This window comes from Microbacterium sp. PI-1 (assembly GCF_004337555.1).
GTDB lineage: Bacteria > Actinomycetota > Actinomycetes > Actinomycetales > Microbacteriaceae > Microbacterium > Microbacterium aurugineum.
In genome coordinates this window covers 135,703-150,711 of sequence record NZ_SJYZ01000002.1, presented here as the reverse complement: position 1 = coordinate 150,711, position 15,009 = coordinate 135,703, and the positions used below count along the sequence as shown (strand labels likewise).

The 15,009-nt window shown below is 67.9% G+C and carries 16 protein-coding genes; 13 read left to right on the top strand and 3 right to left on the bottom strand.

Translation table 11 applies throughout. The annotated features are described in order from the left end of the window. Positions 1–10: 10 nt before the first annotated feature. Positions 11–1,429, bottom strand: coding sequence for a carboxylesterase family protein (locus E0W80_RS02665; protein WP_240740437.1), 1,419 nt, complete (start codon positions 1,427–1,429; stop codon positions 11–13). A 102-nt stretch (positions 1,430–1,531) separates the two neighbouring features. Between E0W80_RS02665 and hrcA the strand changes: the two genes are divergently transcribed. The 12 genes from hrcA to E0W80_RS02605 all read left to right on the top strand — a co-directional run bounded on the left by hrcA (position 1,532) and on the right by E0W80_RS02605 (position 11,622). Beyond that, on the top strand, positions 1,532–2,563 hold the full coding sequence (gene hrcA / locus E0W80_RS02660; RefSeq protein WP_047519941.1) for a heat-inducible transcriptional repressor HrcA: 1,032 nt from the start codon (positions 1,532–1,534) through the stop codon (positions 2,561–2,563). Between the two features lie 36 nt (positions 2,564–2,599). Then, entirely contained in the window at positions 2,600–3,715 is a 1,116-nt protein-coding gene (dnaJ, locus tag E0W80_RS02655; protein WP_131491196.1) for a molecular chaperone DnaJ, read from the top strand. 2 nt (positions 3,716–3,717) lie between these two features. After that, positions 3,718–4,446, top strand: coding sequence for a 16S rRNA (uracil(1498)-N(3))-methyltransferase (locus tag E0W80_RS02650; protein ID WP_131491195.1), 729 nt, complete (start codon positions 3,718–3,720; stop codon positions 4,444–4,446). A 56-nt stretch (positions 4,447–4,502) separates the two neighbouring features. After that, positions 4,503–4,853: a histidine triad nucleotide-binding protein gene (locus E0W80_RS02645; RefSeq protein ID WP_047519947.1), complete on the top strand. Its 351-nt coding sequence runs from the start codon at positions 4,503–4,505 to the stop codon at positions 4,851–4,853. A 79-nt stretch (positions 4,854–4,932) separates the two neighbouring features. Further along, positions 4,933–5,958: a PhoH family protein gene (locus E0W80_RS02640; RefSeq protein ID WP_131491356.1), complete on the top strand. Its 1,026-nt coding sequence runs from the start codon at positions 4,933–4,935 to the stop codon at positions 5,956–5,958. Then, complete coding sequence (gene ybeY / locus E0W80_RS02635; protein ID WP_047519949.1) at positions 5,955–6,413, top strand: rRNA maturation RNase YbeY; 459 nt, start codon at positions 5,955–5,957, stop codon at positions 6,411–6,413. Before E0W80_RS02640 ends, ybeY begins: the two co-directional genes overlap by 4 nt. Beyond that, positions 6,410–7,705, top strand: coding sequence for a hemolysin family protein (locus E0W80_RS02630; RefSeq protein WP_047519951.1), 1,296 nt, complete (start codon positions 6,410–6,412; stop codon positions 7,703–7,705). The genes ybeY and E0W80_RS02630 overlap by 4 nt, the downstream gene beginning before the upstream one ends. After that, complete coding sequence (gene era, locus E0W80_RS02625) at positions 7,698–8,594, top strand: GTPase Era (protein ID WP_240740436.1); 897 nt, start codon at positions 7,698–7,700, stop codon at positions 8,592–8,594. Before E0W80_RS02630 ends, era begins: the two co-directional genes overlap by 8 nt. A gap of 54 nt (positions 8,595–8,648) precedes the next feature. Next, positions 8,649–9,170 (top strand): sigma-70 family RNA polymerase sigma factor, encoded by a 522-nt coding sequence (locus E0W80_RS02620; protein WP_131491193.1) that lies wholly within the window; start codon positions 8,649–8,651, stop codon positions 9,168–9,170. Next, positions 9,167–10,150 (top strand): hypothetical protein, encoded by a 984-nt coding sequence (locus tag E0W80_RS02615; RefSeq protein ID WP_240740435.1) that lies wholly within the window; start codon positions 9,167–9,169, stop codon positions 10,148–10,150. The genes E0W80_RS02620 and E0W80_RS02615 overlap by 4 nt, the downstream gene beginning before the upstream one ends. Then, positions 10,147–10,620, top strand: coding sequence for a hypothetical protein (locus E0W80_RS02610; RefSeq protein ID WP_131491192.1), 474 nt, complete (start codon positions 10,147–10,149; stop codon positions 10,618–10,620). Before E0W80_RS02615 ends, E0W80_RS02610 begins: the two co-directional genes overlap by 4 nt. 12 nt (positions 10,621–10,632) lie before the next feature. After that, the gene (locus E0W80_RS02605) at positions 10,633–11,622 is read left to right on the top strand and encodes an NADP-dependent oxidoreductase (protein ID WP_131491191.1); all 990 of its coding nucleotides are present in this window, start codon (positions 10,633–10,635) and stop codon (positions 11,620–11,622) included. Here the strand turns inward: E0W80_RS02605 and E0W80_RS02600 are convergent. After that, on the bottom strand, positions 11,594–12,241 hold the full coding sequence (locus E0W80_RS02600) for a hypothetical protein (RefSeq protein ID WP_131491190.1): 648 nt from the start codon (positions 12,239–12,241) through the stop codon (positions 11,594–11,596). The two genes, E0W80_RS02605 and E0W80_RS02600, sit on opposite strands and share 29 nt — an antisense overlap. A gap of 194 nt (positions 12,242–12,435) precedes the next feature. Here E0W80_RS02600 and leuA point away from each other — a divergent pair, with 194 nt between their 5' ends. Continuing rightward, the gene (gene leuA, locus E0W80_RS02595) at positions 12,436–14,190 is read left to right on the top strand and encodes a 2-isopropylmalate synthase (RefSeq protein WP_131491189.1); all 1,755 of its coding nucleotides are present in this window, start codon (positions 12,436–12,438) and stop codon (positions 14,188–14,190) included. A gap of 104 nt (positions 14,191–14,294) precedes the next feature. Here leuA and E0W80_RS02590 read toward each other — a convergent pair whose 3' ends face one another. After that, on the bottom strand, positions 14,295–14,993 hold the full coding sequence (locus tag E0W80_RS02590; protein WP_047520132.1) for a TRIC cation channel family protein: 699 nt from the start codon (positions 14,991–14,993) through the stop codon (positions 14,295–14,297). Positions 14,994–15,009 lie beyond the last annotated feature (16 nt).

Here is a 15,009-nt window from a genome sequence, read left to right as displayed (position 1 = left end):
CGGAGCGCTGTCAGCCCGGAAGCAGGTCCATGCCCGCGGTGCGGCGCTGCGGCACCGTCGCACTGACCGTATCGAACACCCGCGTGCGACGCTCGGAGCCGTACACGGGCCAGCCCGGATCTCCGCCGCTCACGAACCCGACCCAGGCTGTGTTCATCTCGGTCGCGAGTGTGCCCGGTGCCGCGGTGCCGGCGAGTCGGCGCGCCTCCTCATCTTCGAGCCGGTCGAACACGAAGCCGAGTTCGAGCGCATGCGCCGCTCGGAGGTCTCGAATGGGACTGGGCCACGCGAATTCGTAGACGTGCGTGCTCTCGGGGCGTGCGGATGCCACACGGCTCAGCGGTGCGCGCAGCATCATGTCGGTGACGAGTTGCCCGAAGACCTCTCCCGTGTTCGCTCCGGGGAAAGCGGACCGGTACTCGGACACCGCGCGGCGCGGGATGCGCGAGAGGACACGTGCGGCCTGCAGCTTGAACTCGCCGATGCCGGCGAGCGCCTCGGGCGGGAACCACAATCGGTACTCGTCGGTGTTGCTGCCGATGAGCAGCGGCGTGTCGATCTCGCCGAGGACCTCGTGTGGGGACCGCGGAAGGCTGTCCGGATCGATCGCGATCTGGAAGCCGGGTGCGCCGCCGAGCGGAGACGAGCCTGCGGACTGTTCTCTCCTCGCGTCGAGGAGCTGCGCGGGCGAGAGCGCGGCGAACGAGTCCCGATCGGCGCGGACCCCGAGGCGCTTCGCGAGCTGCGCCGTCACACGTCCCGCCTTCTTCGGGGTCTGCGCCTGGAGCGGGCCCGACTCGATGATCGCGCGACTGATGAGAGCGCGTGAATCGTCTCGGGCGAGCAAGGCCGCGACGATCGCGCCGCCCGCCGATTCCCCCATCGCCGTGATCTGCGACGGATCCCCGCCGAACGCCGAGATCTCGCGGTGCACCCACTCCACGGCCGCGGCGGCGTCGCGCAGACCGAGATTGCGGGGGGCGCCGTCGAGGACGGAGAAGCCCTCGGAACCCAGACGGTAGTTGATGGAGACGAAGACGATGCCCGCCCTGGCGAACACCGCCCCGTCGTAGAGCGGCAGCGCGGCGGTGCCCCGCTCGAGCGCTCCGCCATGGATCCACAGCAGCACGGGGGCATCGGACGCGTCGGTCGGAGCCCACACGTTCGCGGTCAGGATGTCGTCACCGTCGAGGATCACCGACCCCAGCAGCTCGCCGATCGGACCCGCGTACGGCACCTGCGGTGAGGTCGGGCCGATGCGGGTGGCGTCGCGGATGCCGGACCAGGCATCGACCGGCTGGGGGGCGCGGAATCGGTTCGCCCCGAACGGCGCCTGCGCATAGGGAATGCCGAGGTAGCGGACGACCCCGCCCTCCTCGGTGCCGCGGACGATGCCGCGCGACAGGGTGGCCTGGGCTGAGGTGGTCATGAGCGTCATCCTAGGGTTGTGCGTCTGCAGTACGGAGATCACCGAGCTGTACGGGGTAGGATTGGCACTCTGAACGTCCGAGTGCCAGCGGAAGGGAAGGCGATGGTCACAGAGCGAGGACTCCAGGTTCTCCGCGCGATCGTGCAGGACTACGTCGAGACCCACGAACCCGTCGGCAGCCGTTCCATCGTGGACCGCCACTCCTTCGGGGTCTCCGCGGCGACCATCCGCAACGACATGGCGCTGCTCGAAGACGAAGAACTCATCACGGCGCCGCACACGTCTTCGGGGCGGGTGCCCACCGACAAGGGCTATCGCGTCTTCGTGAATCATCTCGCGCAGCTGCGACCGCTCTCCTCGGCGCAGCGGTCCGCCATCGAGTCGTTCCTCGGCGAGCCGGCCGACCTCGACGACCTCATGGTGCGCACGGTCCGGGTGCTGACCCAGCTCACCGGCCAGGTCGCACTCGCGCAGTACCCCTCGTTCGCCCGCGCACACGTCACGCACGTGGAGCTCGTCGCGCTGGCGCCCAATCGGCTCCTGATCGTCCTCGTCACCGACGCCGGGGGAGTGTCGCAGCGTGTGGCCATGCTGCCGGAGGCGATCGACGAGGCCGAGATGGCGGTGCTGCGGGCGCGCCTGTCCGCGCTGATCACGGGGCAGGGCATCGGGGAGGCATCCGATCGGCTTCAGGGGCTGCTCGCGGCGGATGAAGTGGCCAAGGATCGCGTGCTGCGCTCGATCGCCGGTGTCGTGATGGATGAACTCGGCGGGTTCCGGCAGGAGCGTCTGGTGATGGCGGGTGCCGCCACCCTCGCACGTCGAGAACAGGACTTCCGTGGAAGCATCCATCCGCTTCTCGAAGCGATCGAGGAGCAGGTGACGCTGCTGCGGCTGATGAGCGAGATGGTGACCGACGAGCACGGACTCGCGGCCAGCATCGGCACGGAGAACGCGCCGTTCGGCCTCGGTGAGGCATCGATCGTCGCCAGCAACTACGCCGCCCCCAGCGGTACGGCGCGAGTCGGCGTCATGGGGCCGACGCGCATGGACTACCCGAGCAACCTCGCCGCAGCACGGGCCGTAGCCCGCTACCTGTCGCGGATGCTCGACGAAGACGAGGCCGGCCGCTAACGCGGCCGCCGAGAGAACACACGCAGAAAGGCGATTGTGGCGGACCACTATGAGGTTCTCGGGGTGTCCCGGGACGCTTCCACCGACGAGATCAAGAAGGCGTATCGACGTCTTGCGCGACAGCTGCACCCGGATGTGAATCCCGGTGAAGACGCAGCGGAGCGCTTCAAGCTCGTCACCCACGCGTACGACGTCCTCAGCGATGACGACTCGCGTCGCCGCTACGACATGGGCGGCGGGGACGGCGCTGCCGGCAACTTCGGCGGCTTCGGCGGCTTCGGGGACATCTTCGAGACGTTCTTCGGCGCGTCGCAGGGCGGTGGACGCGGCGCGCGTCCGCGTTCGCGTCGGGAGCGCGGGCAGGACGCACTCGTGCGGGTGTCCCTCGACCTGGGCGATGTGGTGTTCGGCGCGCATCGCGACATCGAGGTCGATACGGCCGTGCTGTGCGAGACCTGTCAGGGGTCCTGCTGCCAGGAGGGCACCTCGCCCGTCACGTGCGACATCTGCGGTGGCTCGGGGCACGTGCAGCGACAGGTGCGGAGCCTCCTCGGCAACGTCGTGACCTCCCAGCCGTGCGGCACCTGCGAGGGGTACGGCACCACCATCCCGCATCCGTGCGGCACCTGCGGCGGGCAGGGACGCGTGCGCTCGCGTCGGACGGTCTCCCTCGACATCCCGGCCGGCGTCGAGACCGGACTCCGCCTCCAGCTCCCCGGTTCCGGGGAGGTCGGCAAGGCGGGCGGTCCGAACGGAGATCTGTACGTCGAGGTGACGGTCAACGCCCACCCGGCGTTCAGCCGTGACGGCGATGACCTGCTCGCGACGCTCGAAGTGTCGATGACCGACGCGATCCTCGGCACCGAGACCACGATCCAGGGACTGGATGGTGAGGTCGATCTCGAGATCCGGGCCGGCGTGCAGTCCGGTGACGTGCTGACCATCAAGGGGCGAGGCATCACCCCGCTCCGTGGCACGCAGCGCGGTGATCTGCGCGTCGGCGTCCAGGTGCTCACCCCGACCAGGCTCGATTCGGCGCAGCGGGCTCTCATCGAGGACTTCGCGAAGAAGACCAAGGCCCCGGACCCCCAGCTCGCGCAGTTCCAGCAGGGCCTCTTCTCGAAGCTCCGCGATCGCTTCCGCAGCCACTGATCATGGCGCTGCACTTCGTGGTCGAGTCGGCATCGGACGCGGTCGCCGGCGATGTCGTCTCCTTGACCGGGGCCGAGGCGAAGCACGCGGCCGTCGTCCGTCGACTTCGGGTCGGTGAAGAGGTAACCGTCGGCGACGGAGCAGGAGTGTGGCTGACCGGTGCAGCGGAGGAGGTTTCCCCGACACGCGTGGAGGTGCGAATCGCCCGGCGCTCAGAGCACCCGGCTCCGTCTCCGCGGATCACCCTCGTCCAGGCGCTGGCGAAGGGCGACCGGGACGAGCTCGCCGTGCAGGCGGCCTGCGAGCTCGGAGTCGACGAGATCGTGCCCTGGCAGGCAGCGCGCAGTGTCTCCCGCTGGGAAGGGCCGAAGGCGGTGAAGGGCCGCGAGCGGTGGGCGACCATCGTCCGCGAAGCCGCCAAGCAGGCCCACCGCGCGTGGCTTCCGGACGTCGTCGCGCCGGTGTCGACGAGACGACTCGCCGAACGTGCGAGCTCACAGCGTCTCCTCGTGCTCGACCCCACTGCGGCGGTGCGCCTGTCGGAGATCGAAGCCGATGGCCGCGATCTGATGCTGGTGGTGGGGCCGGAAGGCGGGATCTCGGACGAGGAACTCGACCGGCTCACCGAGGCGGGTGCCGAGCGCGTGCGTCTCGGCGACACGGTGCTGCGCACATCGACGGCAGGTCCGGCCGCGATCGCCGTGCTCTCCGTGACCCTCGGACGCTGGTGACCTCCGGCGCCGAGGCGGCAGGGAGCGGGCATGCCGCGATCAGTAGACTTGAGCACATGACGGAACCCTCGATCTTCACGCGCATTCTGAACGGGGAGATCCCTGCCGAGATCCTCGGGGAGACGGAGCGGGTCTTCGCGCTGCGGGACATCGCTCCGCAGGCTCCCGTGCACCTGCTCGTCGTACCCAAGTCCGCCGACTACCGCGACGTCACCGAGCTTGCTGCCGGAGACCCGTCGCTCCTGGCCGAGATGGTCGCGTTCGCCACGGAGTTGGCTGCGGAGCACAGCGACGACGGCGACTTCCGCCTCGTCTTCAACACCGGCGCCGGTGCCGGACAGACCGTTTTCCACGTCCATGCGCATGTGCTGGCCGGAGGATTGACTGAGAAGAGTGTCGGTGCCTGAGAATCACGAACCGCAGGAGCGCAGCCTGGGCGGCCGGCCTCCCGAGTCCGTCGAGACGATCTATGCCGACGGGGTCGCCATGGTGCAGCTGCTCGGCCCGCAGGACCGTCTGCTCAGGATGCTCGAGAGGGAGCATCCTGACGTCCAGGTGCTCGTCCGCGGGAACGAGATCACCCTCGGCGGTGACACCGACGCGGTCGGGAAGGCGAAGACGCTCGTGGAGGAGCTGCTCGCGATGACCCGGGCCGGGCACGATCTGGCTCCGAGCGACGTCTCCAGTTCCGCACGCATGCTGCGTCAGGAGGGGGGACCGCGTCCCAGCGAGGTGCTCGGTGAGGCGATCCTGACGACGCGCGGCAAGGTGATCCGTCCGAAGACCCTCGGCCAGAAGGAGTACGTCGACGCGATCGAGGAGAACACGGTCGTCTTCGGCATCGGCCCTGCTGGTACCGGCAAGACCTACCTCGCGATGGCGAAGGCCGTTCAGGCGCTGCAGCGCAAGGAGGTCACCCGGATCATCCTCACGCGCCCCGCGGTCGAGGCGGGGGAGCGGCTCGGGTTCCTTCCCGGCACGCTCACCGACAAGATCGACCCGTACCTGCGGCCGTTGTACGACGCCCTCAACGAGATGATGGACCCGGAGATCGTCCCGCGTCTGATGGCGACGGGGACCATCGAGGTCGCTCCGCTCGCGTACATGCGCGGGCGCACGCTGAACGATTCTTTCGTCGTGCTCGACGAGGCCCAGAACACCACGCCCGAGCAGATGAAGATGTTCCTCACCCGTCTCGGCTTCGGCACGCGGATGGTGGTGACGGGCGACATCACCCAGGTCGACCTCCCGCAGGGCTCGTCCGGTCTCCGACTCGTGACGCGTGTGCTCGACGGTATCGACGACATCCACTTCGCGCGGCTCACGAGCGCCGACGTCGTGCGGCACTCGTTGGTCGGCCGCATCGTCGACGCGTACAGCGAGTACGACGAGAAGCGCACCGCCCAGCGCTTCGAACGCGAACAGGCCGCCGAGTTCGCCAACAGGGCCGACCGCCGAGGGGCGCAGCGCCCCGGACCGCGGGACCGCATGCCGAAACGAGGACTCTCATGATCGAGATCAACAACGAGTCGGCCATCGACGTCGACGAGACCGTGCTGCAGCGGCTCACGGACTACAACCTCGCGCAGCTCCACGTCAGCCCGGATGCCGAGGTCGCCATCGTCCTCGTGGACGAGGGTGCCATGGAGGCGCTTCACGTGCAGTGGATGGACGAGCCCGGTCCCACCGACGTGCTCAGCTTCCCGATGGACGAGCTCCGTCCCGGCACCGAGGACCGTCCGACCGCTCCGGGACTGCTGGGCGACATCGTGCTGTGCCCCCAGGTGGCCGAGACGCAGGCTCAGGCGGCGAAGCACACGCTGATGGACGAGCTCATCCTGCTCACCACGCACGGGCTGCTCCACCTCCTCGGCTTCGATCATGCTGAACCCGACGAGGAGCGTGAGATGTTCGGACTGCAGAAGGAGCTGATCCAGGGCTTCGCCGCGTCCGAACGCCGCCGATGACGGCCGTCCTCCTGCTCATCGGAGCCGTCCTGCTGGTCGCCTTCGGCGGTCTCATGGCCGCGATCGATGCCGCGTACGGTGTCACCTCTCGCGTCGGTCTCGCCGATATGGCGAATGAGGGGCGCAAAGCGAAGGCTCTGCGACGCATCGCCGCCGATCTGGATGCGCACGTCAACGCCGTCGCCTTCATCCGCGTGCTGGCGGAGGTCACCGCAGCCGTCCTCGTGACGGTCGCGTTCACGATCCTCATCGACAACAACTGGTGGGCGATGCTCGCCGCCGCCGTGCTGATGACGGCGATCACGTTCGTGCTCGTCGGTGCGAGTCCGCGCTCCTTCGGCCGCCAGCACGCCGAAGGCATGATCCGCCGGACCGCGTCGATCGTGCGCGGCCTCCGCATCATCCTCGGCCCGCTCGCCCAGGCGCTCGTGGTGCTGGGCAACAGGGTCACGCCGGGCACCGGTCGCAGCTCCTTCACCAGCGAGGATCAGCTGCTCAGCATGGTCGACGAGGCCGCCTCGAACGACCTCATCGAGGAAGACGATCGCGACCTCATCCACTCGGTGTTCGATTTCACCGATCAGTTCGTCCGCGCCGTGATGGTGCCCCGGACCGAGATGGTGACGGTCGATGCGACCGCCACGACCGACGAGGCGATGTCGCTGTTCCTGAACCGCGGCGTCTCGAGGATGCCGGTCGTGGATGATGACGCGGATGACGTCGTCGGCGTTCTGTATCTCAAGGACCTCGTGCAGTTCGCGTATCGCGATGACAGCGCCTGGCGGGCCGCGTCGATCCGGCCGATCGCACGGCCTGCGACCTTCGTGCCGGAGTCCATGCGCGCGGAGACGCTGCTGCAGCAGATGAAGCGCGACGCCGTGCACGTGTGCCTGGTGATCGACGAGCACGGAGGAATCTCGGGGCTCGTGACGCTGGAGGACCTGATCGAGGAACTCGTGGGAGAGATCTCGGATGAGTACGATCAGGTATCCGCAGAATTCGTCGATCTCGGTCACGGACGATACCGCGTGAGTGCGCGTCTCTCCCTCGAAGACGTGGGCGATCTCTTCGGCCTCGAACTCGAGGATGAAGACGTCGACTCGATCGGCGGCTTGCTCGGCAAGGCGCTGGGGCAGGTTCCGCAGCCCGGCGCGACGGCCACCGTGGCAGGGCTGGTTCTGACGGGTGGGGCATCTCGTGGTCGTGGTCGCGGGATCGCGACGGTGTTCGTGGAACGGGCGGCAGGGGAACCTGTCGCGACGCAGGATGAAGGAGAGCGAGACGATGACTGAGGAAACCCGAAGCGGGTTCGTGACGTTCGTCGGTCGACCCAACGTCGGCAAGTCGACGCTGACGAACGCTCTCGTCGGCGAGAAGATCGCGATCACCAGCGAGAAGCCCCAGACGACACGGCGCGCCATCCGCGGCATCGTGAACCGCCCGGAAGGGCAGCTCGTCATCGTCGACACCCCGGGGATCCACAAGCCGCGCACGTTGCTCGGCGAACGATTGAACGACCTCGTGGAGCAGGTGCTCGGTGACGTCGACGTGATCGGATTCTGCGTCCCGGCCAATGAGAAGGTCGGCCCGGGGGACCGACGGATCGCGGCTTCGCTCGACGGCTACCCGCGGGCGAAGAAGATCGCGATCGTGACGAAGACCGATGCGGCGGCCCGTGACGACATCACCGCGAGGCTGCTCGAGGTGGATGCTCTGCGCGAGGACTGGGCAGCGGTCATCCCGCTCTCGGCACTCACCCGCGATCAGCTTGATGTGCTCTCCGACGAGATCCTGCTGCTGATGCCGAAGGGCCCCGCCTTGTATCCGGAGGGGATCACGACGGATGAGTCCCAGGACGACCGCATCGCCGAGATGATCCGCGAAGCAGCGCTCGAAGGAGTGCGTGACGAGCTCCCGCACTCGATAGCGATCGTGATCGACGACATCGCGCCGCGCGAGGGCACCGACCTGACCGACGTGCACGCCTCGATCGTGGTGGAACGTGATAGCCAGAAGGCGATCATCATCGGTCACAAGGGCAAGCGTCTCAGCGAGGTGGGAGCTCGTGCCCGTAGCGGTATCGAGGAACTGCTCGGCACCCGTGTGTTCCTGGGCCTGCATGTCAAGGTCGCGAAGGAGTGGCAGCGCGACCCGAAGCAACTCGGCAGACTCGGCTTCTGACATGCGAGCAGGTCACACGTCGATGGCGGCGGGAAGGCCGCCGACCCCGGCGACATGAACGATCGCAGCGAAGACCCGAATCCGCTGCGCGACGAGGTCTTCATCCGAGTGTTCGATGAGCACTGGGCAGCTGTGCGGCACCACATCGAAGGTGTCGTCGCGGATGACCAGGAAGTCACCGAGATCGTCTCGGAGGTCTTCCTGAGCGCGTGGACCCGGCTCCGGCCTGCTCGTCCACCCGGCCGGGTCTGGTTGCTCCGCGTCGCCGACCGGCACCTGCGTGCGCGTGTCGGACCGAAGTCGATGCCGCACAGTGCGCTCGAGGCCGTGCATCAGGGGGTCTTCGGGGAGGACGAGGAATCCGGCCGACAGGGTCGTTTCGAAGTCATCCGTGCTTTGGGTGTCCTCACTCAGGAACAACGGCGTATCATCATGCTGACGTACTGGGATGGACTCGCGGTGGGGGAGATCGCGCAGTTGTTGCGCGCTTCCGAGTTCCGCGTGCGGAAGAGGCTGAGCCGAGCACAGGATCGCCTGCGTGCGGAGCTGGGCCTGGGAGGGGGTGATGACGGGTGATCACGCAGAACGCGGTGCTCGAGCGCATGCTGACCGACGCCGACCCTGCTTCCACGCCTCGTGACGCGTCGCCGGATGTACGGGCACTCGCGACCCGCGATCGCATCCTCCGCACGACGCGTGCTCCGAAACGACGTCGCGCGCGCACGCTCGGGTGGGCCGGCGGTCTCACCGCGGTCGCGGCGTCCGCGGCTCTGGCGTTCGCCGTCTTCGCACCGCAGGGTGCCGCCGTCGCCGGAACGCCGTCGCCGCTCGACTTCAGCGGCTCGTCGACCGTCGCCCAGATCGTCGATGAGGCGGGCGTCGCCCTCGCGAACTCGACGGGACCTTCGATTCCTTCGCGCACGGTCAGGACGGCCTCGTGGGGATTCTCGGTCGAGGTCGACACCAAGACCACGACCGTCGTCCCCCAACTGTCGACGCTTACCTGGGAGCCCGACGGCTCCGGACGGATGATCATCATCGCGGGTGTTCCGTACGATCCGGAAGACGCGGTCGCCAGCAATGGGGCCGAGGTCACCAGCAGCGGCGAGGTCGTCACCGATCTGATCATGGGAGAAGGCGACTTCGAGACCCCGTGGAAGACGGTTCCCGGCGAGACCGGCGAGGACATGGTCGCCATGCTCCGCGCGTTCGGCATGCCGGAGGATCCGACGGCCTTCGACGTGGAGACGGCGATGACCACGGCGCTCGACCAGTGGACGCTGACCGACGCGCAGCACGAGGAACTGCTCGTTCTGCTCGCGGAGACGGGCGGCGGCGAAGCTCTCGGGACGACGACGGATCGACTGGGCCGACCGGTGGCCGGCATCCGCGTCCTGTCACCGGACGAGGCCGTGAGCGACCTGGTCCTGGTGTCGCGCGAGACCGGTCGGATCGTCGGCATCGAACGCACGGTGCTGAAGGATGACGGGGTGTTCTCCGCGGGCGCCATCATCTCCTACCGGATGTGGGACCTCGATGAGGACACCGTCCGATGAAGCTCCGCACCGTGCTGGCGGCCGTCCTGTTCGGCGCCGTCCTGGCGTGGGCAACGGTGCCGACCATGGCTTCGGCGCGCGATGATCATGACGTGGACCCGCTGGTCGCGGCGATACTCGACGAGGTCCCCGGTGGTGTGATCGTCGATGCGACTCACGCCGTGTGGCCGGCGCTGGACATGGCTCTGAGCGTGCCGTCGGCATCGGACCTGACGGCGCGCTCCGTCGGGAGCTGTGCGACCGGCAGGTTCTGCGCATACAACGCGCTCTCCCTGGCCGGAGGTTCGCTTTCGTTCGGAGGCTGCGGAGTCAACACCGTGCCGCCGAGCTTCACCGTGCGGTCCGTGGCGAATGCGCGCAGTGCCGGATATGTCCAGGCACGCAACGGTGCCACCGTGTTGAAGACGGTGAGTGCCGGAAACTGGGCGAACGTGTCCGGTACCGTGAACAACCTTCGCTGCGCCGCCTGAGCGAGTCCGCCGATGTCGACGTCGAAGAAGCTCCTCGAAGCACGACATTGGGTCGCCACGTCGTGGGGCTCGCCCGAGGCATGGGCGTTCACCGACGTCAGCCTTCCGCCGCCGACGGCGGGTGAGGTGACGATCCGTGTGCGCGCCGCGGGGGTGAACCCGGCCGACGCGAAACACGTCGCCGCGGCGAGGTCTGACTCCGCTCTTCCGGTCCCGATCGGCTACGAGGTCTCCGGTGAGATCATCGCGATCGGACCGGACACGCGGATCGGCTCCGGGACCGTGTCGGAGGGCGATGAGGTCGTGGCTTTCCGGGTGCGGGGCGGATACGCGACGGCACTCACCGTTCCCGCAGAGAAGGTGTTCGCGAAACCGTCGACCCTCTCGCATCCGGAGGCGGCGAACCTGCTGCTCGTGGGCACCACGGCCGCCGAGATGCTCGCGGTCACCGGGGCGACGCCAGGGGAGACCATCCTCCTCCACGGTGCCTCAGGCGCGGTCGGGGTGAGCGTCTTGCAACAGGCCCGGCTGCGAGGCATCCGTGTGATCGGTACGGCGAGCGAGAACCGCTTCGATGAGGTGACCCGATTCGGCGGCATACCTGTCCGCTACGGCACGGGGCTCGCCGATCGCGTGAGGGAGGTGGCGGCGGGGCCCATCTCGGCGGCACTCGATGCTGTCGGTACGGACGAGGCCGTGGACGTGTCGCTCGCTCTCGTGTCCGCCCCTCGCCGCATCGTCACGATCGCGGCCCCCGGTCGCGCCGAGGCCGCTGGGTTCCTCGCGATCGCGGGTTCCCAGCCGGCCAGTGCCCGCTTCCGCGACGAGGTGCGGGGGGAGCTGATCGCGCTGGCCCAGAACGGCGACCTCGTGGTGCCCCTCGCGCAGACCTTCCCGCTCGAGGGAGCCCAAGACGCCCACCGCCTCCTGGCGACGGGACATCCCGGAGGGAAGCTGGCTCTGATCCCGGAGGTCAGTCGGTCTCGCGAAGTGCGGAGCTGACGACCACCACTCCTTCTCCGTACTCGGCGTCCATCGCTTCCTGGATCGCGCCGTCATCCCAGACGACCTGTACCCAGACATATCCGCGATCCGTCCCGACCGTGACCGCTTCCGTGCCGAGGCGTGCCGCGATGTCGTCTTGGACCCGTGCGAGCTCATCCTCGGGAGTCGCGCCGTCGACTCCTCCCGTCGGATCCTCCGGAGCGATCGAGTCGTACAGTGCGGCCATGATCGGCGGATCGGTCAGGGTGAGTCGCTCGCCGTCGTAGGTGGCGTACACCGCATAGTCGCCCCAGGTCGTCTCGCCGCTGTCGTTGCTGCCTTCGACGCCGTCCCAGGTCCAGCCGTCCAACGGCACGCCGTGGCACTGCGGCAGGTAGGACTCCATGATCGCCCCCAGGCACAACTGCACGTCCCCGCTCGCGTCCAGCACCATGCCCACCCCGACCACACGCCCCTCCGGCGGCGCGGGGTGCGCCTCTTCCAGCCGTTGATCGGACGGAACCGTGGTGCTCGTGGGTGCCGCCGCGGGTCCTGGGACGAACGCGCAACCGCCGAGGAAGAGGAGACCGACGGCGGATACCGCGGCGAGGGCCAGAGGACGTAGCGATGTGCTCATGTGCGGGAAGTGTCGCGCGGCGCGCAATCGTCTCAGATTCGTCGAAGTGGAGGCGTGTTCCCTGCTAGCATGACGACATGCCTTTCGGCGGTCTGCTTCTTCTTAGCTGCCGCGACGAGTCCTCAAGCTAGGGCCTCCCTCGTCGCGGCGCTTGTGTTGGCCCGTTCATTTTGACGAAGAGAAGAAGCCCCATCATGCAGAACACTCAGCGCCCGTCCGCGATGCCGATCCACAAGTATCGGCCGTTCCACGAGCAGATCAACGTCCACCTGCCCGACCGCACCTGGCCGGACGCCCGAATCACCGAGGCTCCCCGCTGGTGCGCCGTCGACCTCCGCGACGGCAACCAGGCTCTGATCGACCCGATGTCGCCGGAGCGCAAGCGGGTCATGTTCGAGCTGCTCGTGAGCATGGGCTACAAGGAGATCGAGGTCGGTTTCCCGTCGGCGAGCCAGACCGACTTCGATTTCGTCCGTCAGCTCATCGAAGAGAACCTGATCCCGGACGACGTGACCATCCAGGTGCTGACCCAGGCCCGCGAGCACCTCATCGAGCGCACCTACGAGTCGATCGCCGGTGCGAAGCAGGCCATCGTGCATCTCTACAACTCCACGAGCGTGCTGCAGCGCGAGGTCGTCTTCCGCACCGACAAGCAGGGCATCATCGACATCGCGCTCGAAGGAGCGCGCCTGTGTCGGAAGTTCGAGAAGACGATCCCCGACACGAAGGTGTACTACGAGTACTCGCCCGAGAGCTACACGGGTACTGAGCTCGAGTTCGCGGTCGACATCTGCAACCAGGTCATCGAGGTGTTCGAGCCGACGGCGGACCGCAAGGTGATCATCAACCTGCCGGCCACCGTCGAGATGGCTTCTCCGAACGTCTACGCCGACTCCATCGAGTGGATGAGCCGGCACCTGAACCACCGCGAGAACGTCATCCTCTCCCTGCACCCGCATAATGACCGCGGCACCGCGATCGCGGCCGCGGAGCTCGGCTACATGGCGGGTGCCGACCGCATCGAGGGATGCCTGTTCGGCAACGGCGAGCGCACGGGCAACGTCGACATCGTGGCTCTGGGCATCAACCTCTTCACGCAGGGCATCGACCCGCAGATCGACTTCAGCGACATCGACCAGGTCAAGCGCACGGTCGAATACTGCAACCAGCTCCCCGTGCCGGAGCGCAGCCCGTGGGCCGGCGACCTGGTCTTCACCGCCTTCAGCGGATCGCACCAGGATGCGATCAAGAAGGGCTTCGAGGCGATGGAGGCGCGGGCGACCGCCGAGGGCGTCACGGTCGACGAGATCGAGTGGGCCGTTCCTTATCTGCCGGTCGACCCGAAGGACCTCGGACGTTCGTACGAGGCGGTCATCCGCGTCAATTCGCAGTCCGGCAAGGGCGGAGTCGCCTACCTGCTGAAGTCGGACCACGCGATCGACCTGCCGCGCAAGCTGCAGATCGAGTTCTCGGGGGTCGTGCAGGCCAAGACCGATGCCGAAGGCGGTGAAGTCACGTCCGACCAGATCTGGTCGATCTTCAACGACGAGTATCTGCCTGCCGATGACTCGACGGCCAAGTGGGGGCGCTTCGAGCTGCTCGCCACGCAAACCCGCAGCGACATGTCGGGTGACGTCGTGCTCGATGTCGTCCTGCGTGACGATGACGAACAGGTGGCCGTGTCGGGGAACGGCAACGGACCTGTGGCCGCCTTCGTCGAGGTGTTGCGCGGCCAGGGCTTCGACATCACGGTGTACGACTATGTCGAGCACGCTCTCAGCGCGGGCGGCGACGCGCAGGCCGCGGCCTACGTCGAGTTGCAGGTCGGCGACCAGCGGCTGTGGGGTGTCGGTATCGACGGCGATATCTCGACGGCGTCGCTCAAGGCGATCGTGTCGGGTGTGAACCGTTCGATCCGCACTCGGCAGCACGAGCTCGCAGCGGTCTGATCTCCGACGTGGAACGCCCCCGGCCTTGTACCGGGGGCGTTTCCCGTTTCGCATTCGGATCACTCTGATCGTCTGCTGCCGCGCCGCATCCCGGAAGCCGAGGTTCAGAGGTCGGCGCTGGGCTTCACGATCGCGATCGCACCCGTCTCCGCGGCGACCTTGCGGCGGTAGATGCGGCGCTGCTCCGGAAGGGAGACGTCGAAGGTGACGGCGAGGACGCGGATGACGGCGGTGACCGCGATCCCGATGATCGCCGCGAGCGTGATCGGCATCCCCAGTGCGACGGCGATCACGATGAAGGTGCACCCCGCGCCGGCGGCCACCGCATAGAGGGATCCGACGTGCATGATCGCGGTCGGCAGCCCCATGAGCATGTCGCGCAGGACGCTTCCGCCCACCGCGGCGCAGACCCCGATGAACACGGCCGGGACCTCGGGGATTCCGAACGCGAGAGCCTTGCTCGTCCCGAACGCGCCGAACATCCCGATCACGACGGCGTCGAGGACCACGATCGCGGTGTTCAGCCGGGTGAAGAGGCCGGCGAGCAGCATCCCGAAGAGGGCCGCACCACCGGCCGTCACGAGGTACCACTGGTTCTGCAGGGTCGCGGGCGTCTGCCCGAGCAGGATGTCGCGGATCAGACCGCCGCCCATCCCGATCATGATCCCGATGATGGCGACACCGAGCCAGTCGAGCCGGCGTTGGCCCTGGAACCCCGAGGCGAACATCGCACCCTGGACCCCGCCCAGGCCGACGCCGAGCAGGTCCGCCCACAGCGGAATGATGAAGAGCGGTTCGGTCACGCGTCCATTCTCGCGC